Source organism: Streptomyces ipomoeae 91-03, assembly GCF_000317595.1.
Taxonomy (GTDB): Bacteria; Actinomycetota; Actinomycetes; order Streptomycetales; family Streptomycetaceae; genus Streptomyces; species Streptomyces ipomoeae.
In genome coordinates, this window is the sequence record NZ_AEJC01000297.1 from 1 (window position 1) to 19,731 (window position 19,731).

18 protein-coding genes are annotated in these 19,731 nt (G+C 69.1%); 10 read left to right on the forward strand and 8 right to left on the reverse strand.

The annotated features are described in order from the left end of the window. The coding region (locus tag STRIP9103_RS19685) for an RNA-guided endonuclease TnpB family protein (RefSeq protein WP_009315434.1) at window positions 1-626 on the forward strand (626 nt) is incomplete at its 5' end. After that, window positions 595-966, forward strand: a complete 372-nt coding sequence (locus STRIP9103_RS46685) for a CHRD domain-containing protein (protein WP_009315373.1) — start codon at window positions 595-597, stop codon at window positions 964-966. The genes STRIP9103_RS19685 and STRIP9103_RS46685, both read left to right, overlap by 32 nt. A gap of 88 nt (window positions 967-1,054) precedes the next feature. Here STRIP9103_RS46685 and STRIP9103_RS19690 read toward each other — a convergent pair whose 3' ends face one another. After that, window positions 1,055-1,816, reverse strand: coding sequence for a phosphoglyceromutase (locus STRIP9103_RS19690; protein WP_009315423.1), 762 nt, complete (start codon window positions 1,814-1,816; stop codon window positions 1,055-1,057). Window positions 1,817-2,170: 354 nt separating this feature from the next. Here STRIP9103_RS19690 and STRIP9103_RS19695 point away from each other — a divergent pair, with 354 nt between their 5' ends. Further along, entirely contained in the window at window positions 2,171-3,691 is a 1,521-nt protein-coding gene (locus STRIP9103_RS19695; RefSeq protein ID WP_009315404.1) for an MDR family MFS transporter, read from the forward strand. A 36-nt stretch (window positions 3,692-3,727) separates the two neighbouring features. Here the strand turns inward: STRIP9103_RS19695 and STRIP9103_RS19700 are convergent, their stop codons facing one another. Beyond that, window positions 3,728-4,240, reverse strand: a complete 513-nt coding sequence (locus STRIP9103_RS19700; protein ID WP_009315350.1) for a type III secretion system chaperone family protein — start codon at window positions 4,238-4,240, stop codon at window positions 3,728-3,730. 30 nt (window positions 4,241-4,270) lie between these two features. Continuing rightward, complete coding sequence (gene mshA / locus STRIP9103_RS19705) at window positions 4,271-5,611, reverse strand: D-inositol-3-phosphate glycosyltransferase (protein ID WP_009315432.1); 1,341 nt, start codon at window positions 5,609-5,611, stop codon at window positions 4,271-4,273. Window positions 5,612-5,864: 253 nt separating this feature from the next. Between mshA and STRIP9103_RS19710 the strand changes: the two genes are divergently transcribed. From STRIP9103_RS19710 to STRIP9103_RS19720, 3 genes are all read left to right on the forward strand, one after another. Beyond that, entirely contained in the window at window positions 5,865-6,665 is an 801-nt protein-coding gene (locus tag STRIP9103_RS19710) for a hypothetical protein (RefSeq protein WP_009315401.1), read from the forward strand. Between the two features lie 278 nt (window positions 6,666-6,943). Beyond that, window positions 6,944-8,095: a C40 family peptidase gene (locus STRIP9103_RS19715; protein WP_048820602.1), complete on the forward strand. Its 1,152-nt coding sequence runs from the start codon at window positions 6,944-6,946 to the stop codon at window positions 8,093-8,095. A gap of 740 nt (window positions 8,096-8,835) precedes the next feature. Next, complete coding sequence (locus STRIP9103_RS19720; RefSeq protein WP_009315358.1) at window positions 8,836-10,524, forward strand: response regulator; 1,689 nt, start codon at window positions 8,836-8,838, stop codon at window positions 10,522-10,524. A gap of 108 nt (window positions 10,525-10,632) precedes the next feature. Here the strand turns inward: STRIP9103_RS19720 and STRIP9103_RS19725 are convergent, their stop codons facing one another. The 3 genes from STRIP9103_RS19725 to STRIP9103_RS19735 all read right to left on the reverse strand — a co-directional run bounded on the left by STRIP9103_RS19725 (window position 10,633) and on the right by STRIP9103_RS19735 (window position 12,424). Continuing rightward, the gene (locus STRIP9103_RS19725; protein ID WP_048820611.1) at window positions 10,633-10,977 is read right to left on the reverse strand and encodes a DUF2516 family protein; all 345 of its coding nucleotides are present in this window, start codon (window positions 10,975-10,977) and stop codon (window positions 10,633-10,635) included. A gap of 231 nt (window positions 10,978-11,208) precedes the next feature. Continuing rightward, window positions 11,209-11,808 carry a hypothetical protein gene (locus STRIP9103_RS19730; protein WP_009315376.1) on the reverse strand — a complete coding sequence of 200 codons (600 nt, stop codon included), beginning with the start codon at window positions 11,806-11,808 and terminating at the stop codon, window positions 11,209-11,211. A 154-nt stretch (window positions 11,809-11,962) separates the two neighbouring features. Continuing rightward, window positions 11,963-12,424: a helix-turn-helix domain-containing protein gene (locus STRIP9103_RS19735; protein ID WP_048820604.1), complete on the reverse strand. Its 462-nt coding sequence runs from the start codon at window positions 12,422-12,424 to the stop codon at window positions 11,963-11,965. Between the two features lie 260 nt (window positions 12,425-12,684). On the opposite strand from STRIP9103_RS19735, the gene STRIP9103_RS19740 reads away from it, so the two are divergent. The 4 genes from STRIP9103_RS19740 (at window position 12,685) to STRIP9103_RS51620 (ending at window position 17,459) form a co-directional block, all read left to right on the forward strand. Continuing rightward, window positions 12,685-13,461 carry a TnsA-like heteromeric transposase endonuclease subunit gene (locus tag STRIP9103_RS19740; RefSeq protein ID WP_009315386.1) on the forward strand — a complete coding sequence of 259 codons (777 nt, stop codon included), beginning with the start codon at window positions 12,685-12,687 and terminating at the stop codon, window positions 13,459-13,461. Then, window positions 13,427-15,523 carry a Mu transposase C-terminal domain-containing protein gene (locus tag STRIP9103_RS19745; RefSeq protein WP_009315393.1) on the forward strand — a complete coding sequence of 699 codons (2,097 nt, stop codon included), beginning with the start codon at window positions 13,427-13,429 and terminating at the stop codon, window positions 15,521-15,523. Before STRIP9103_RS19740 ends, STRIP9103_RS19745 begins: the two co-directional genes overlap by 35 nt. Beyond that, the gene (locus tag STRIP9103_RS19750; RefSeq protein WP_009315378.1) at window positions 15,514-16,560 is read left to right on the forward strand and encodes a TniB family NTP-binding protein; all 1,047 of its coding nucleotides are present in this window, start codon (window positions 15,514-15,516) and stop codon (window positions 16,558-16,560) included. The genes STRIP9103_RS19745 and STRIP9103_RS19750 overlap by 10 nt, the downstream gene beginning before the upstream one ends. Before the next feature lie 650 nt (window positions 16,561-17,210). Then, on the forward strand, window positions 17,211-17,459 hold the full coding sequence (locus STRIP9103_RS51620) for a hypothetical protein (RefSeq protein ID WP_234022243.1): 249 nt from the start codon (window positions 17,211-17,213) through the stop codon (window positions 17,457-17,459). Between the two features lie 235 nt (window positions 17,460-17,694). Here STRIP9103_RS51620 and STRIP9103_RS53135 read toward each other — a convergent pair whose 3' ends face one another. Further along, on the reverse strand, window positions 17,695-18,024 hold the full coding sequence (locus STRIP9103_RS53135) for a hypothetical protein (protein WP_309474740.1): 330 nt from the start codon (window positions 18,022-18,024) through the stop codon (window positions 17,695-17,697). Between the two features lie 128 nt (window positions 18,025-18,152). After that, window positions 18,153-19,664 carry a pentapeptide repeat-containing protein gene (locus tag STRIP9103_RS19765; RefSeq protein WP_009315430.1) on the reverse strand — a complete coding sequence of 504 codons (1,512 nt, stop codon included), beginning with the start codon at window positions 19,662-19,664 and terminating at the stop codon, window positions 18,153-18,155. Window positions 19,665-19,731 lie beyond the last annotated feature (67 nt).

Below are 19,731 nucleotides of genomic sequence, written 5' to 3' on the forward strand. Positions count from 1 at the left end.
CGCACTTCGCGGTCCTGTCCACCGGCGAGAAGATCGACTCCCCCCGGTTCCTGCGCCGGGCGGAGAAGAAGCAGAAGAAGGCCCAGCGCGAGCTGTCCCGCAAACAGAAGGGATCGAAGAACCGCGAGAAGGCCCGCCTGAAGGTCGCCCGCGCCCACGCCAAGGTCACCGACGCCCGCAAAGAGTTCCACCACCAGCTCTCCACCCGCCTGATCTCCGAGAACCAAGGGATCGCCGTGGAGAGCCTGTCGGTGGCGGGACTGGCGCGCGCGAAGCTGGCCAAGAGCGTGCACGACGCCGGCTGGTCGCAGTTCGTGAACATACTGGAGTACAAAGCCGCGCGGTACGGGCGCACCCTGATCAGGATCGGCCGGTTCGAGTCGACCTCCCAGACCTGCTCCACCTGCGGCACCGTGGACGGGCCCAAACCCCTCGACGTCCGGGAGTGGACCTGCACCGCCTGTGGCACCGTCCACGACCGGGACCACAACGCCGCACTCAATATCAAGACGGCCGCCGGACTGGCGGCATCGGCCTGCGGAGCGCCGGTAAGACCAGAACCCGTTCTGGCACAGCACGAAGAAGCAGGAAGCCATGGATTCCAGACCGGAAACCGTGCCGCGTAGCGGCACAGCAACCAGTCGGGAAGGCCAGAATCCTCGGGCTTCAGCCCGAGGTGCAAGTCAAAAGCTCAGCGTCCGCAACATCGCCAGCCCCACCGCGGCCCACATCCACATCGCCCCGAAGGGCGAGGCGGGCCCCGTCGCCGTCCAGCTCAAGACACCGCCCAAGAACGGCTCGGTCAGCGGCTGCATCCAAGCCAAGTGCGACCAGAACCCCGGCAACGCCACGACGGTGCTGACGTTCTGGGAACTCCAGGGCATCAAGCAGAACGCCTTCCTCTTCTACGCCAACGTCCACAACGCGAAGTTCCCCAACGGCGCCATCCGCGGCCAACTCGCCTAGCGAGCCGGAGCCCCCAAGACGGCCCCAGCCCAACACCAAGCCCCCTACCAACGGCGAACCCGCAGGTAGGGGGCTTACTGGTGTCGGCTTACTTCTTCTTGCCCTGGTTCTTGACCGCCTCGATGGCGGCTGCGGCGGCGTCGGGGTCGAGGTAGGTGCCGCCGGGGGTGAGGGGCTTGAAGTTGGCGTCCAGTTCGTAGGAGAGGGGGATGCCTGTGGGGATGTTGAGGCCGGCGATGTCGGCGTCGGAGATGTCGTCGAGGTGCTTGACGAGGGCGCGGAGCGAGTTCCCGTGTGCCGCGATCAGGACCGTGCGGCCGGCGAGGAGGTCGGGGACGATGCCGTCGTACCAGTACGGGAGCATGCGGGCCACGACGTCCTTCAGGCACTCCGTGCGCGGGCGGAGCTCCGGCGGGATGGTCGCGTAGCGCGCGTCGGCCGCCTGGGAGAACTCGGAGTCGTCCGCGAGCGGGGGCGGCGGGGTGTCGTACGAGCGGCGCCACAGCATGAACTGCTCCTCGCCGAACTCGGCGAGCGTCTGCGCCTTGTCCTTGCCCTGGAGGGCGCCGTAGTGGCGCTCGTTCAGGCGCCAGCTGCGGTGGACCGGGATCCAGTGGCGGTCCGCGGCCTCCAGCGCGAGCTGCGCGGTGCGGATGGCGCGCTTCTGGAGGGAGGTGTGCAGCACGTCCGGGAGCAGACCGGCGTCCTTCAGCAGCTCGCCGCCGCGCGTCGCCTCCTTCTCGCCCTTCGGAGTGAGGTTGACGTCCACCCAGCCGGTGAACAGGTTCTTCTCGTTCCACTCGCTCTCGCCGTGGCGGAGGAGGATCAGCTTGTACGGTGCGTCGGCCATGGCCCCGAGCGTAATCGACGCCCGTGAATGATCACCCGCCTGGCCGACAGGCGGACACGTCCCCCTATGTCCGCCCGTCACGGCCACCTCACAGCCACCCTCACGGCCACCCCCGGCCGTCATCACGGCCACCTCACAGCCACCCTCACGGCCACCCCCGGCCGTCATCACGGCCACCTCACGGCCGTCCTCCTGTCCGGCCCATGGCCGCCCTCGTCTCCGTCCTGGTGTCCGGCCCGATGTCGCCCCTGGCAGTTGACCGGTCTGTTAATTGGGTGGTCCGGTCGAGAGGGGGTTCGTAAGTTGTGGTCACTGTCTGAGCCGCTTACTTGCGTACGTCCATGGGGGACCCTTATGCCACTCACCGCTGCCAGACGCGCCGTCCGGGAGTCCGTCTCGGGGCTGCCCCGCGAGTTCTGGTGGCTGTGGACCAGCACGCTCGTCAATCGGCTGGGCGCGTTCGTGGCCACGTTCATGGCGCTGTACCTGACCTTGGACCGCGGGTACTCCGCCTCGTACGCCGGGCTCGTGGCCTCGTTGCACGGGCTCGGCGGCGTGATCTCCTCGCTCGGCGCCGGGGTGATGGCCGACCGGCTCGGGCGGCGGCCCACACTCCTCGTCTCGCAGGCCTCGACCGCCGTCTCCGTCGCGCTGCTCGGCTTCGTACGGGACCCGGTGGCGATCGCCGCGGTGGCGTTCCTCGTGGGGGCGACCAGCAACGCCTCCCGGCCGGCGGTGCAGGCGATGATGGCGGACATCGTGCGCCCGGAGGACCGCGTACGCGCGTTCTCCCTCAACTACTGGGCCATCAACCTCGGCTTCGCCGTCTCCTCCATGGCCGCCGGGTTCATCGCCGAGGTCAGTTATCGCGCCGGGTTCCTGATCGAGGCCGGTATGACGTTCGTCTGCGCGGTCGTCGTCTTCCTGAAGCTGCCCGAGTCACGGCCGGAACGTACGGCCGTGGAGAAGGCCGGGGAATCCGGCGAGGCCGGGGAGCCCGACGAGGTCGGGCTGGGGGCCGTTGTGCGCGACGGGCGGTTCATGGGCGTCGTCGGGTTGTCGTTCCTCGTCGCGCTGATCTTCCAGCAGGGGGCGGTGGGGCTGCCGGTCGCGATGGGCGAGGCAGGGTTCACGCCCGCCGACTACGGTCTGGCCATCGCCGTCAACGGCGTCCTGATCGTCGCCCTCCAGCTCCCCGTCACCCGTTTCATCGAACACCGGGATCCGGGACGGCTCCTCGTCATCTCCTCCATGCTCGCCGGGTACGGCTTCGGCCTCACCGCCTTCGCCGGCTCGCTCGGCGTCTTCGTCCTCACCGTCTGCGTCTGGACCCTCGCCGAGATCATCAACGCGCCGACCCAGACGGGTGTCGTCGTACGTCTTTCTCCCGTGCACGGCCGGGGGCGCTACCAGGGCATGTACACCATGTCCTGGTCCGTCGCCGCGCTCGTCGCTCCGCTCATGTCCGGCGTCGTCATCGACAGCTGGGGCGCGGAGTGGCTGTGGGGGTTGTGCGCGGTGGTGGGGACGTCGGCGGGAGTGGGGTACTGGGTGTTGATGCGGGGGATGCCGGTGGTGGAGGAGACCGCGCGGAAGTCGGTGAAGTCGGTGGAGGACCCGACCGAGGCCGAGACGGAGACGGTGGAGGACCCGACCGAGGCCGAGACGGAGACGGTGGAGGGCCCGACCGAGGCCGAGACGGAGACGAAGACGGAGACGGAGACGGAGACGGAGGCGGAGGCGGAGACGGAGGCGGAGGCGGAGATCGACGCTGAGACAGAGTCTGAGATCGAGCCCGAGGCCGACATCGAGACCAAGGCCGAGATCGAGCCCGAGATCGAGATCGAGATCAAGGCCCGCATGGGCTCGGCCTGAACGCCCCCTAGCGCATCAGTAGAGGCAGGGAGGAGGTCATCCCCGGCCATTTCCCTCCGAGTTGCCGGAGTCGCGCGTCAGGTGGCTGAACGCCTCCAGGTTGCGGGTGGACTCCCCGCGCGACACACGCCACGCGTACTCCTTGCGGATGGCGGTTGCGAAACCCAGTTCGAGGAGGGTGTTGAAGGCGCCGTCCGCTGCCTCCAGGACCTGGCCCAGGAGGGCGTCGACGGCCTCGGGGGTGACGGCGGAGAGGGGCAGCTTGGCCGTGACGTAGATGTCGCCGAGGCGGTCGACGGCGTAACTCACGCCGTACAGCTTGAGGTTGCGCTCCAGGAGCCAGCGGTGGACGCCGGCCTCGTTCTCGTCGGGGTGGCGGATGACGAAGGCGTTGAGGGAGAGGGTGTGCTTGCCGACGATCAGCGAAACGGTCGTCGAGAGTTTGCGGGTGCCGGGGAGTTTGACGACGTAGTTGCCGGGGTCCGGGCTCTCCCACTCCAGTTCGGCCTCGGTGAGGACCTGTTCGATGATCGACGCTGCGTCAGCCATGGGGCGAGGGTACCCGCCGGTAGGCGGTTGTCAGCCGTGGTGGGCGCGGAGGCCGTGGCGGCGGTGGTCGTGGGTGGCGGCCGTATAGACGTCGGCGGTGGCCCTGGCGGCCGTGTCCCAGCCGAAGGACTCGGCGTGGCGGGCGGCGGCCTCGCCCATACGGGCGGGGAGGACGGGGTCGTCGGCGAAATCGCGCAGCACGCGCGCGTACGCGACGGGATCGTGGCCCTGGACCAGGATGCCGGTCTGTCCGTCGCGCACGGCGACCGGGAGGCCGCCGACCGCGGCCGCCAGCACCGGCGTACCCGTCGCCTGCGCCTCGATGGCGACGAGCCCGAAGGACTCGCTGTACGACGGCATGACCAGCACGGACGCCGCCCGGAACCAGTCCGCGAGCTGCTCCTGGCCGACGGGCGGCCGGAAGCGTACGACGTCGGCGATGCCGAGGCGGGCGGCCAGCTTCTGCAGGCCTTCCGGCTTCGCGAGGCCGCTGCCGCTCGGTCCGCCGACCACCGGTACGACGATCCGCGACCGCAGCTCGGGGCGCTCGTCGAGGAGAACGGCCACGGCGCGCAGGAGTACGTCGGGGGCCTTGAGGGGCTGGATACGGCCGGCGAAGAGGGGGATCAGCGCGTCCTGGGGCAGTCCGAGGCGGGCACGGGCCGCCGCACGTCCGTCAGCGGGGCGGAAACGGTCGAGGTTGACGCCCGGGTGGACGACGGCGACCTTGGCACGGTCGGCGTCGTAGTGGCGTACGAGTTCGTCGGCCTCCTCCGCCGTGTTGGCTATGAGGCGGTCGGCGGCGCGTACGACCTGGGTCTCGCCGATGACGCGGGCGGCGGGCTCGGGGGTGTCGTCATCGGCGAGCGAGGCGTTCTTGACCTTGGCCATGGTGTGCATGGCGTGCACCAGGGGCACGCCCCAGCGTTCGGCGGCGAGCCAGCCGACGTGGCCGGAGAGCCAGTAGTGCGAGTGGACCAGGTCGTAGTAGCCCGGGCGGTGGCCCGCCCAGGCCTGCATCACCCCGTGCGTGAACGCGCACAGCTGCGCCGGCAGATCCTCCTTGGCCAGCCCTTCGTACGGTCCCGCGTCGACGTGCCGGACCAGTACGCCGGGGGCCAGCTCGACCGTCGGGGGGAGGGCGCCGGTCGTGGCCCGGGTGAAGATCTCCACCTCGATACCCAGTTCGGCGAGCCGCTGCGCCAGCTCCACGATGTATACGTTCATCCCGCCGGCATCGCCCGTGCCCGGCTGGTGGAGCGGTGAGGTGTGCACCGACAGCATCGCCACGCGACGCGGTTTCCTGTGCAATCTGAGCCGTGACGCGGCGGTCGAAGAGCGTCGCCCGAGCCTGCTGACGTACTGGCTCACGTGGCGTTCCTCCTTGCTCCGGGCATGCCATGGAGAGGGCCTGGGGTCCCTCTGCGGGCGTCAACACCGGAGGAGGCTGTTCCATTTCCCCTTTGCAGAATTATTACGGAGGCTCGCTCAACCGTTCGAGAGATTTCAACCGCTGGAGAGGTTGGGGCGTGAGGGGACGCCCTGTCCTTGAGCACTCACACCAACCGGCGGCCCACACCAACCGGCGGCGTCCCCTGACCCCCGGCCCACTTACCCTCATCCCATGGCCCCCCATCCCGTCGGCACCGTGACGCGCGGCACCACCAACCCCAACCGCCTGCGCCGCATGGACCGCTGGATCGCCGCCACCCATGGCGCGGAACTCCGCCGCGCCACCACACCCCTCGCCGTGGACCTCGGCTACGGCGCCGCCCCCTGGACGGCGGTCGAACTGCTCCGGCGCCTGCGCGCGACAGCGCCCCGTACCGAGGTGGTCGGCGTGGAGATCGACCCCGCGAGGGTCGCGGCGGCGCAACCGTACGAGTGCGAGGGGCTGGCCTTCCGGCACGGCGGCTTCGAGGTGCCGGTACCGGGTCGCCCGACCCTCATCCGAGCGGCGAACGTACTGCGCCAGTACGACGAGGAAGAGGTCGCCGCCGTCTGGGAACGCCTGTGCGCCCGCCTGGCACCGGCCTCGCCCCGGGCGTCCGGCGGCCTGCTGGTGGAGGGCACGTGCGACGAGGTCGGGCGGCGCCATGTCTGGGTGGCTCTCGGCCCGGAGGGCCCCCGTACGGTCACCTTCGCCACCCGGCTCGGTTCCCTGGAACGCCCCTCGGACCTCGCCGAACGTCTCCCGAAGGCCCTCATCCACCGCAATGTCCCCGGCGAACCCGTGCACGCCTTCCTCCGCGACTTCGACCGCGCCTGGGCCTCGGCCGCGCCGTACGCCTCGTACGGCGCCCGCCAGCGGTGGATCCGCACGATCCAGGACCTGACCGCCGACTGGCCGATCCTGGACGGTCCGTCGCGCTGGCGTCAGGGCGAAGTCACGGTGACCTGGGAGGCGTTGGCGCCCCGGCTGTGAGCCGAGGTTGTCTCCACCACTCATTCGCATACGTATTCCCATTCGGTGACGCAGCGCAACATTTCCGTGACGCACGGGAACGATCTCTCTGAGCCGTTCGTCACACAGTCGGTGGCGCTGCCATGCGAGAAGAAGCGAGGGGAAGCCAAGGGGGGCGAAGGGGTGGGAGTTCTTGCCCGCCTCTGTCGCAATGAGCGACGACATGGCACGATCACCCGGACGTCGGAAGTTACTGATGGTTAATCAGTTCTGTTCTGTTGGGTTTGGGGGCAAGGGGCATGGCAACCGGCAAGCGGAGCCTGGCCATGGCGGCCGTGGCCGTGGTCTGCGCGGTGACCGTACTGGGCGCACCGATGACGGCGTACGCGAGCCAGAAGCAACCGACCGAACCCACCACCCCCACGCCGACCACGACACCCTCCCCTTCCGGCACGGGTGACGCGAACGGCACGGGCGGCGAGAGCGGTGCGGACCCGACGTCCACTCCCGTGACGAACGAGGAGTTGGAGGCCGTACGGAAGAAGCTGGAAGACCTCTACCACGACGCGGCGGTCGCCACGGACGCGTACAACGCGGCCGAGGAGAAGGCCGACAAGCAGTCCGCCGAGATCGTCGATCTGGCCCACGAGATCGTCAAGGGCCAGGAGAAGCTGGACAAATTGCAGAACCTGATCGGCGCCGCGGCCCGGGCGCAGTACAGGGGCGCCGCTCTCCCGGCCGAGGTGCAGCTGTGGCTGAGTGAGAACCCCCAGGAGTTCCTGGAGGGCGCGGACCGGCTGCGGCAGGGGCAGTTGGCGACCAAGGGGCTGCTCGCCGAGATGAACAGGACGCAGCAGGACCTGAAGCAGTACTCACAGGACGCGAACGCCCGCTGGGAGAAGTTGGAGGCCAACCGCAAGGCCAAGGAGAAGGCCAAGAAGAAGATCGAGAAGCAGATCGCCGCCGCGGAGCAGTTGGAGGGCGAGCTGGAGGACGAGGAGCGGGAGCGGCTGGCGGAGTTGGAGAAGCAGGCCGCGCAGGAGTCGCAGGCGGCGTGGTTGAGCTCCGGCATCCTCGACGAGATCGACGGCAAGGCGTCCGAGCAGGGCAAGAAGGCCGTGAAGTTCGCCACGGACCAGATGGGCAAGCCGTACGAATGGGGCGCCGAGGGCCCCGACACCTACGACTGCTCCGGCCTCACCAGCCAGGCCTGGGCCGCCGCCGGCGTGACCATACCGCGCACGTCCCAGGAGCAGTGGCGGCAGCTCAAGCACATCGACATCCAGGACACGCGCCCCGGAGACCTCATCATCTACAACTCCGACGCCAGTCACGTCGCCATGTACATGGGCGACGGCTCCGTCATCCACGCCCCCCGCCCGGGACGTACGGTGACGATCGCGGGCGCGGGTTCGATGCCGATCCTCGGGGTTGTACGACCGGACGCGTGAGGCGGGGGTCGGGCGGCACGGGGCGGTGGGCCGAGAACCACGGCCTGGGAGCCGAGGCCACAAGATCGGGACCCAAGGCTGGCGGCCGGGGGCCGAGAGCTGGGGGGCCGGGCGAACCCTGGAGGCCAAAGAGCCAGGGTCCGCGAGGGGAGACCAGAGTTGAGGCGGGGCCGGGGCCGGGGCACGAGTCGGCACTGAGGCCAAGGCCGAGACTGAGGCCAAGGCCAGAGCCGGGACTGAGACCGGGGCCTGGACGAGAGGCGAGGCCGGGGCCGGGGCCAAGACCGGGACCAAAGTCGGCACTGAGGCTGAGGCCGAGGCTGACGGTGCGCCCATGTTGCTGGACGGCGCCCTCCCCCACATCCGGACGGTGGCCTCGGCGCGACGCCCCCACCTGCGGCTTCCTCGAAGGGCACCCGGCGCTTGCCGGACGTGCCGAGCGGCACCCGCGTGAGCCACCCCACGTGACTCTCGACACGTTCCTGCCGCGGCTCAACCCCGGGTGCGTGACATTCGTCATCTCAAGGGAAAGCCCTGCCATGTCCAAGTGCGGTACAGGATGCGGCATATGACGGTGGCCGATTGCCGCCCGGTGCGCTGTCAAGCATTCCGTTGCGGCGGGGCCTGACGCTAAGGTCCCCGCACCGGGCATCCCCTGCTCGACGGAAGGTGAGAGCGCGGGGACGGGTCGAGACCCTCGGCCCGCCGTGCCCTCGGGGGGAGGGAAGGAACCCAAGACGATGCCCGTACCCGTACCGCGGCAGAGACCGGTCCCGGCCGCGGAGAGTGGTCAGGCGCACGCCGTGTCCGCACCCAGCGTCCCGACCGGAGAGGGCGCCGCCATGAACACCTCGGCCAAGGCCCCCGCCCGGAGCTTCAGCAACTCCCCGCTCCCGTCCAACTCCCCAGCCCCGACCGACCCGCCCGGTTCAACCCACTTGACTGGTTCGACCGACTTGACCGACTCCATGGGCTCAGCCGACTCCAGCGACTCGGCCGGCCACACCGAAGCCGCCGACCCCAGCGACACACCCGGGCCGAGCGAACCGAACGGGCAGAACGGCCTCAACGGACTCACCGGACCCACCGGACCCACCGGACCCACCGGACCCACCGGACCCACCGGACCCACCGGACCCAGCGAATCGAACGCGGCGACCGGCCGGGATGAGCACCCCTCCCCCGCCCTCCACCCCGCCCCCACCAACCTCACCGTCCTGCTGATCGAGGACGACCCGGCGGGTGCCCTGAACGTGCCGGAGTTGCTCGACTCCGCGGGCAAGCCGATCCGTGTCCGCGCCGCCCGGAACCTCACCGAGGCCCAGCGGCTGCTGACCGACGACGTCAACTGCATCCTCCTGGACCTGGCGCTGCCGGCCCCGGGCCGCACCCCGGCCGAAGCCACCGGCCCCGGCGCGGACTCCCGCACCGGCGGCGACGAGGAACTGTCCGTCCTCAAGCACGTCCTCGAACTCGCCCCCCGCCACGCCGTACTGGCGCTCACCGACTCCGGTGACGCGGAGCGCGGCGCGGAGGCGGTGCGGGTCGGCGCGCAGGACTATCTGTTCCGCGACGAGTTGGACGGCCGTCTGCTGAGCCGCGCGATCCGCTACGCGGTGGAGCGGAAGCGGTCGGACACGGCCGAGCGCCGACTCACCGAGTCCAAGCTGCGCGCCCAGGAGAACGCCCGCCTCGAACGCGGCCTGCTGCCCACGCCCCTCCTGGAGGGCTCTTCCCTGCGGTTCGCGGCCCGTTACCGCCCGGGCCGTTCGCGCGCACTGCTCGGCGGCGACTTCTACGACACCGTCCGCACCCCCGACGGCACGGTGCACGTCATGATCGGCGACGTCTGCGGGCACGGCCCCGACGAGGCGGCGCTCGGTGTGGAGCTGCGCATCGCCTGGCGGGCACTGACGTTCGCGGGCCTGTGCGGCGACGAACTGCTCTCCACGCTCCAGCGCGTCCTGGAGCACGAGCGCGAGAGCGACGAGATCTTCGCGACGCTCTGCACGGTCGACATCGCCTCCGACGGCCGCAGCGCGGGCCTCTGCCTGGCCGGCCACCCGTCCCCGCTGATCGCCCGCCCCGGTCCGGACGGCACCACTCCGCTGGCCGAGTTGCTGCCGTACGACAACGGCGGTCCCGCCCTCGGCCTGCTTCCGGAGGCTCGTTGGCCCCGTACCCAGATCGAGCTGGGCGCCGTCTGGAGTCTGATGCTCTACACGGACGGCCTGATAGAGGGCCGGATCGGCGGCAACGGCAAGGAACGTCTCGGCCAGGACGGCATGGTGGACGTCGTCCGCCGCCAACTCGCCCGGAATCTGCGCGGCGAGGAACTGCTGTGCGCCACCATGAACGAGGTCCGCGACCTCAACGGCGGCGAACTCACCGACGACGTGGCGGTGCTCCTCCTGGACCGCAACGGCTGACCCGGGTCACATAGGACGGCCCCCGGTCACAAAGAACCTGGCACCGGGTCTCAAAGAACCTGGCACCGGGTCTCAAAGGATCTGGCACCGGGTCACAAGCACCCGGTCTCACCGACCGCCGTTGTACGGACCGTACGGACCGTCGCTGCTCGACCCGCGGCGTCCGCCGCGACCGCCCCCGCCCGAGACCTGCCTGACCGCGGGCCGCACATCCACGATGTACACGATGCTCGCGATGACACCGAGGATCGGCAGGAACGACAGGATCGAGAACAGATAGCTCACGACGAGGGCAAGTCCAAGGATGATCAGCCAGAACACCTTGGTCTGCTTGTCCGCCGCGCGGAACGCGTCCTCACGCCGGATCGCGGCGTCGAACAGCCCGAACGCGGCGAGAGCCATCAGGACGATCTTCAGCAGTCCCAAGAACCCGACGAAGCCCGTCATCAGCATGCCGCCCACCACCACCCGTTCTGTTCGCTGTTGCCGACTTCCGACACTCCTACGCGGCCACCGTACCCGTAGAACGGGCCGGCCACCCCAAAGGTGCCCGGCCCGTCCCCGTACCACGAGGTACTGCGCACTACGCACGGCCGACCGCGAACGGCCGACCACGCTCGGCCAACCGTGCACGGCCAACCGCTCACGAGGCCACCGTCGGCCCGACGGCTTGCCCGCTCGGCCTTACTTGGCCGGCGGCGTGGTCTTCTTCGCGGTGGTCGTCCGCTTCGCCGGAGCCTTCTTCGCCGCCGGCTTCTTGGCGGCGGAGGCCGACGCGTCCTCGGCGGCCGGCTTCGCGGCGGGCTCGTCCTTGACCTCGACCGGCTCGGCCTTCGGCTCGACGGCGATCGCGAGCTCCTCGATCTCCTCCGCGGCCTCGCCACGCCAGGTCTTCACGGTCTGCTCACCGTGCTCGGCGACCCGCTCGTACGTCTCCCGCGCCTTCACCGCGTACTCGGCGGCGACGCCGACACCGCGCAGCGCGAGGTCCTGGGCGGACTCGCCGAGCTTCTTCAGGTCGGTGTCCAGGGTGCCGAGGAACTCGGCGACCTTGGTCTGGATGGTCTCCTGCGTCTCCTTGACCCGAGCGGTCGCCTTCTCCTGGACGGCCTTGGGGTCGGTCTGCCGTACGGCGTCGATCCTGGCCGGCGCCTCGGCGCGCAGCTGCTCGACGAGGCCGGGCACCTTCTTCGCCTGCTGGAGCGCGAGGTCGGCGGTGCCGGCGGCGAAGTAGAGCGGGGTCGGGTCGCTGAGGGTCTTACGCAGGTCGTCAGTGATGGCCATGGTGATGGTCCTCCCGGATGGCTTTCGATTGAGGGTTTTGGGGGTCGGCCCACACTTCTGGGCGCACGGACTTATTCGGCGTACGAGCTCATGGGCCTAACGCGACGAACGGGCTCATGGGCCTTTTCGACGTACGGGCTCATGGGTGTACGGCCTACGCATCGCTGCCGCCGACCTTACGGCTGCCGGGGTCGACGGTGTCCTGAGCGCCGGGGCCGTCGGACGGACCGCTCTCCTCGCCCGCCACCACCACGGCTGCCGTGACCTCGAATCCGTTCTCCTTGCGGAAGGACTCGTAGATCTGGAGCAGCACCTGTTTCTGCCGCTCGTTCAGCGTGGGGTCGGCGAGTATGACCGCGTGGGTCTCGACCTCGTCCCGATCCCGTTCGGCGTCGAGGATGCCGGCGCGTACGTACAGCGTCTCGGCGGAGATCCGCAGCGCCTTGGCGACCTGCTGCAACACCTCCGCGCTCGGCTTGCGCAGCCCGCGCTCGATCTGGCTCAGGTAAGGATTCGACACTCCGGCGGCGTCGGCGAGCTGCCTGAGCGACAGCTGCGCGTTCCGCCGCTGTTCACGCAGGTACTCACCGAGATTGCCGACATTGAGCGATGCCATGCCTCCACCATGCCCCACCCTCGCTAACTTTTGCAAGCACCTGCTTGCAAAAGTGCGCCACGCCACTCTCGGTGAGTCCACCCACGGGCCGGGTGACCTGTCTCGCTGAAGATGGGCCAGTCTCGGTCCGTCTGGGCCATCTGGGCTTGCGTCTCAGTCAACCTTGGCCATCTGCTGATCTGTCTCGCTCTTTCTGAGCCACTGCCGCGCCCAGTTGCCTACGGTCGTTGTACGTGGTCCGCGCCGGGTAGGGGTGGCTGGTGGAGGTTGAGGACTTCTGGCTGGAGTACGTCGACGCTCGCGGTGAGCTGCATGGAGGGCCGCTTGAGGTGATGGGGGCGACGCGTTTCGAGGCGGCCGGGCAGGTGCGGGCGTTTCCGTCCTACCGGGGTCAGCGCAGTTTCCCCGGCTGGTACTGGGCTGCCACGGGTGCCGAGTTGGTGGGTTACGAGTCGTGGGTGGAGCTCGGTCAGCTGATGCGGCTGGACTCCGATCCGGGCGTGGTGGCGATGGCGTCGCAGCCGTTCCGGCTCTCGTGGCGATCTGGCGGCCGGGCGCGGCGGATCAGCCATACGCCGGACTACTTCGTACGCCGTCGGGACGGCACCGGTGTGGTGCTGGACGTGCGTCCCGACGATCGGATCGAGCCTGAGGACGCGGTGAAGTTCGAGGTCACGGCAGCGGTCTGCGCCCGGGTGGGCTGGGGCTTTGAGCGGGTTGGTGTGCTTGATCCGGTGCTGGCGGCGAATCTGCGCTGGTTGTCGGGGTACCGGCATCCGCGGGTGCGGCGAGAGCCGGTGGCGGCGAAGTTGCGGGCGGCATTCGCCCGGCCCCGGGGTCTCTTGGCGGGCGTTGGTGCGGTGGGCGATCCGATCGTCGTGCTGCCGGTGCTCTTCCATCTGCTCTGGTGCCGGGAGCTGACGGTGGATCTGGAGTCCGGTCTGCTGTCGGCGGCCACGTTGGTGCGCCCGGTTCCCGTGGTCGCGGAGGAGGTGGGCAGGGATGCCGACGCGTCCGCGGCTGCTGTCGCTGGGTGACAGGGTCCGCTACGACGGGCGGGAGCACACGGTTGCCGCCCTGCACGGCTCGTCGGTGCGGCTGGTCGATGACGCCCAGGCCGCCAGCGTCGTACTGCTGGGACACCTGCTGGCGTCCGAGGGATTCACCGTGCTCAGCACCGCGCTGAGCCGCCCGCCGCTGCCGGAGGCCGGGGTGCTGGAAGGCCTGCCGGAGGAAGCGGCACAGCGGGCTGAGTGGTGGCGGCGGCACCTGACCGAGTTGCTCACCGGGCGTCCGGACGGCGATGCCAACGTCCCGGTTCGGGCCGAGTATGACCCTGCGGTGCACTCCCTGCGGCAGCGGGAGCTGACCAAGGTGGCCGAACTGCGGAACTCCGGTGAGGAGGTGGGACTGAGCACGCTGCGCCGGATGCGGTCCCGCTTCGAGAGCAAAGGGGTGGCGGGCCTGGTGGACGGCAGGCTGCGCAAGCCCGCTACCGGCATGGGCCGGGCCGATCCCCGGGTGGTCGACGCGATCGCGAAGGTCGCGGGCAGCCGGACCGACGAGCCGACCGTCTCCGCGCAGGTGCTGCGGCGCCAGGTCGAACGGCTCCTGGTCGCCGAGCACGGTGCTGGAACAGTCCAGATGCCGTCCAGGGCAACGTTCTACCGTCTGCTGGAGGCGGTCTCGACCGGACAGCATCTCTTCGGTTCGGCTCGCACCCGCCGCTCGCTGGGCAAGCAGCCGAAGCGGATGTTCGGGCAGCTGACGGCAGCCCGGCCCGGCGAGGTGATGGAGATCGACTCCACGCCACTGGATGTCATGGTCATCCACGATGACGGAACGGTGGACCGCTGCGAGCTAACCGGGCTGATCGACCTGGCCACTCGGACCCTGGCCGCAGTGGTGCTGCGGCCGTCGACGAAGGCGGTGGACGCCGCGCTGCTGCTGGCACGCGCCATGACACCGGAACCGGTTCGTCCCGGATGGTCCGACGCTCTGCGCATGTCGCGCTCCGTGCTGCCCTACGCTTCCTTGCTGTCGCTGGACGAGCGACTGGACAAGGCCGCCGCGATCCCGGTGATCGTTCCTGAGACGGTGGTCAGCGACCACGGCAAGGCGTTTATCTCGGACAACTTCCGCAATGCCTGCCGTCACTTGGGGATCTCTTTCCAGCCCGCACACCCGGATACGCCGACCGACAAGCCGCACATCGAGCGGACTTTGGGCTCGGTGTCGACGATGTTCGCCCAGTACGTGGCCGGCTACACAGGACGCAGTGCCGAGATGCGGGGCAAGGACCCGGCCGCGCAGGCAGCCTGGTCCATCCACGAACTCCAGGGGCTTCTCCAGGAATGGATTGTCGTCTGGCAGACCAGGCCGCACGACGGTCTGCGCGACCCCTTGATGCCGGACCGGCCACTGAGCCCGAACGAGAAGTACGCCGCGCTGGTGTCAGCAGCCGGATACGTCCCCGTTGCGCTCAGCCCGGAGGAGTACATCCAGCTCATGCCCCGCGAGTGGCGGGTCATCGGCCGCAGTGGGGTGCGGATCAACAACCGCACTTACGACGCTCCCGCACTCACCCCTTTCCGGCGCCAGCCCTCGGGGGCAGGTCCGGACGGCAAGCTCTGGGAGGTCCACTACGACCCCTACGACATCTCCTGTATCTGGGTACGCAACCATCACGACACGGGCTGGATCACCGCGACCTGGCGCCACCTGCGCACCTCTCCCGTCCCGATGGGCGAGCTGGTCTTCGACCGGGCCCACCAGATTCTGACCGAACGCGGTCAGCGCAAGCCGAACGAGGATGCCATCGCACAGGCTGCGGCAGAGCTGCTGGACCGGGCCTCGGACGGAGCCGATCACGAGTCTGGCCGCCGGCCGGAGGCGAAAGGCCGCTCAGCCCGGCAACGCGACCGCAAGGTCGCCGCCCGCACCCGAGCCACCAGCGAGCCCGCCTGGCCGAGGCCAACGCCCGCCCCGGAGCCGGAACCACAGCCGGAACCGACGAGTGAAGAGGACGACGGCGAACTCGCCGACGTCGTCCCACTGGAGATCTTCGACGCACGCAAGGAGGCCGAGAAGTGGTGGTAAACGCGGCGGAGTCGGGCAGGGAGGAAGCGGGGCTGCCCGATGCCTGGACCGATCCCTCCACCCGGCTGGAGGGCTGGCGGCGTTTCGTCGATGCCGACCCGGCCGTCTTCGAGGTGCTGCCCGAGGAGCAGTGGCAGGACCTGTCCTCGCAGCTCCGGGAGACCTACGACGAGGCCCGCATCGCCTACCACTCCGAACTCCAGGTTGTCCGCACGTCCACGGTCAAGGAGATCGCCCACCAGGGGCGGCTGCTGACGCTGCTCAACCAGCGCGAGCACGGCGCCCGCCGCGGGATGATCGTCTCCGGCCAGTGGACGACAGGGAAGACCACCGCGCTCAAACAACTCGGCCGCACCCACGAGCTCCGCATCCGGCAGCGCTACCCGGGCAGCGACCGCATCCCGGTCGTCTACATCACCGCCCCGCCCAAAGGCTCACCGCGCAAACTCGCCCTGGAATTCGCCCGGTTCCTCGGCCTGCCCATGATCACCCCGCGGCACAACACCATCGACGTCACCAGCGCCGTCTGCCAGGTGATGATCGAAGCCCGCACGGAGCTCGTCCTTGTCGACGAAATCCACCTGCTCAACCACGCGACCACCGCTGGCGAAGACCTCTCCGATCACCTGAAGTATTTCACCGAACACCTGCCCGCGACGTTCGTCTATGCCGGGATCAACGTCGAGAAGTCCGGCCTGTTCACCGGGATCCGCGGCAAGCAGCTCGGGGGCCGGTGCATCCTGGTCCGCACCGGCGCCTTCCCGCCCAACACCGAGTGGCGAGCGCTGGTCGCCTCCCTGGAGACAACCCTCCGCCTCCACCGGCACCAGACCGGCACCCTGGTCAGCCTCTCGAAATACCTGCACCAGCGAACCGGCGGCATGATCGGAAGCCTCTCCCACCTGATCCGGGCCGCAGCCATCTCCGCCATCCTCGACGGCAGCGAACAGATCACCAAAACCCTCCTGCGCGGCATCCGCGTCGACCACAACAGCGAATCCGACTCCCCGCCCGAACCGCGCAGGACAGCCGGATGAGCCCACGTTTCGAGCCCGTCCTTTTCCGTCCGCTGCCGCGACCACTCAAGCCCTTCCCGCAGGAGACCAAGCAATCGTTCCTGGGCCGACTCGCAGCGGCGAACGCGATGCCCGTCCACCGCATCCAGCAGCCCTCCCGGTGGCTGCCCTCCCGCCTGGACTCAATTGACCAGCTCAGCGTCCTGAGCGGACAGCCGCGCTCATCAATCCAGCACGCGATCCCCCAGTGGGAGAAGCAGCCAGGCAACCTTCCGCAAGGACCTCTCGCTGCGACTCCCCGATGGGCCTGCCGACGCTGTGTCGCACGCAGAACCGGCACCCCGGACGAACGCGTCAAGATCTGGATGTCGAACTATCACGACCAGGTCTGCATCCCCCACCGTCTCTGGATCGGCCGGGCCGTTGAGACGCCCGCGAACCAGTTCGACCTCGCTGGCCTTCCCGAGGTCGTCAGCGCTCAACGGCGTCACTACAGGCTCCTGCGCCGCTACGGGCCTGACGTGCTCAACCCCTGCTACGTGCAGTGCTCTGGTCTCTGGCACGCTCTCCTCCGGCACGGGTACCTGCTCGGCGATCACACTCACCGACTTGCCCGACTTCGGCCCCGCTCTTCCCGCACCGTCCGGCCCTGGCACTCCGAGCGCTATGCCGTGGTCTATCCGGAGATCGTCAAGACCATGGTGCTCTACGCCGCTCCCCAGTGGCGCGGTCTGGCGACATCCAGCGACGAGGAGGGCTTCCGTGCCTTCCATGCTGAGTTCACACGACGACTTCCCATCGATACCCCTCTGCGCACAACGGCCAAGCCCTGGTTCCTCCATCAACTCCGCGTCATCGCGCACGCGATCGAGGACGCCCCACAACGGACCGCGCCCCGGCGTCCCAGCCTCCTCAAGTGAACGATCGCAGAGGAAACATCACGCTGAGTCTCGGCAGCTTGCGTGCTGCCTCGTCCTCGCGTCGCGCATCCCACCGCTCACCGAGCGGCCCGGACCCGCCCATCCACACTACGCATGAGCACAGCAGCGGGAACGTATGAACGCCTCTCGAAGATGACAGAGCGCGCGTACTTGGGGCTCGGGGAGCGGGGGACACCGAGACGGTGTTCAGTTTCCTGAACAAGGGGTTTAGGTGTCAGCGTTTGATGCGGCTGCGCATGGCGAGGACGGCCAGTGCGAGCAGGACGGGTTCGGTGAAGCGGCTAATCATCTCGGTATACGTGCCGGCGGTAGTGAGGTCTTGGCCGCTGGAGCGGAACACCACCGAGTTCAGGACCACCTGCAGGGATTTGTCGAAGCGTTCCGCGGTGAACCGGTCGCCAGCTGGCAGCGTCAGTTGCGGATCCTCTTTGTCGACGGCCAGGGTGACCCGTCCGCCGTCAGCGGGGACGGTGCCGGTGGCGACCTGCTTCGGTGACGTGTCAGGCAGGCCGAGGCCCATGATGAGCAGGACGGTGACTGCCATGGCGGTGAGCAGCCCGGCTATGGCACGGGAGGCTCGTAGGCCGTAACCGGAGAGCAGCCAATACACCCGCAGCAGTGCCCATTCACTCCGTGGGATGCCGGTGCGGTCCGCCTGCGGACTTCTGCTCCTCAACCATTGGAGGGGGGCTGGTGGCGGCGCATCTCCATCTCGCCGTAGTAGAAGTCGGCGGCGCCGGGTTCGTTCTTGCCGTCTTCGAAGGCCTTGCGGAGCTGCCGGTACAGGGCGGCCACGTCCTCGGGGTCGGGGGTGTGGTCGGGATTGGGGTGATGCGGCCCAGTGCGCCAGTGGCGGGGCGATGGATCCTGTCCTACGGGCGGAATGGGCTGGCCGGATGTATGGGCACGCCAGTGGTGTTCCTCGGCCAGGGTGCGCCGACGGCTCCACCAGTAGGGCCATATGCGGCGGCGGAAGTGAAGGCCCTGAGGGGTGAGCGCGAAGGTGCAGCGGCCTTCGAGGCGGAGCTGGTCAAGGTGGAAGGCCCCGGAGAATAGGCAGTCGCTCAGGTCGGTGTCGGTCAGCATCAGGTGCGCGGCGTCCACCCCGCGCACCGAGACCACCCGCACGCCGTCATTGTGGCCCGCCAGTGAGCTCTCCTGCACTGCCGTTGCGGCACCGGCGTTGGTGGTGAAGGGGACAGGGTGGGCAGTCACCGCCACGGGAAACGACAGCGCCGCGTGATCGAGGTTCACGCTGGCGTAGCGCAGGCGCAGAGTCGCCGTCGACTCCCAACGAGTCCTCTCACAGCGCACCTGACGCGCCGCAATCTCCAACGTCACCGGTGCCTCGAACACTGCACCAGATAGATCAACCCCCTTTGCACACACCACCGGCCCGAACGACGACATCACGGTAAACCACGCCTGACCGAACAGGGCATCGCTGGTGAACTGTGCCCCGCCGAACTCGGCAGCGTCGGAGAACTTCGCCCTCTCGAACCGGGCGGCACCGGAGAACCGTGCCCCGCCGAACCAGGCGGTGCGGGAGAACTGTGTCCGTTCGAACTGACCGTCGCCGGAGAACTGCGCCTGCTCGAAGACGGCGCCGCCGAAGAACTCCGCCTCCTGGAACTGTGCGGCGCCGGAGAACCGTGCTTGGCTGAACCAGGCGTCGCCGGAGAACTGTGTCCGGGGGAAATAGGCGGTGTCGAAGAACTGTGCGTCGCCGAACTGGCCGCCAGCGGAGAACTTTGCCTGGCCGAACCAGGCGCCGCCGGAGAACTTTACCCAGGCAAACTCGGCAGTGCGGGAGAACTCTGCCTCGCCGAAATGGGCGAGGTTGGAGAACTGCGCCCCGTTGAACTGTGCCACGCCGGAGAACTGCGCCTGCTCGAACCGGGCGGCGCCGAAGCAGGCAGTCCGGGTGGTGGGGTCGTGGAGGGCATGGAGCAAGGCGGCTAGGAGTTCTTCGGTGAAGGGGGTACCGCGGTGGTCGATGTCGGCGCCGGGGGTCAGGCTGGCGAGGTAGGCGTCGCGGTCGGTTTCGTCCAGGTGGGCGAGGCACGCGGTGTAGCTGGGGACGTGGATGCCTGGGCAACCGATGGGGTCAGTGGCAGGGGCAGCCCCATGTCCGCAGTGCGGCCAGGAAGGCGGGGATTGCGCAGGGGGCGGTGAGGTTCTCATGGCCTGGGAACTCCGGGGCTTTCGGCTCGTGACGGGCTCGTGGGTGAGGTCTGTCGGGTGCGTACGG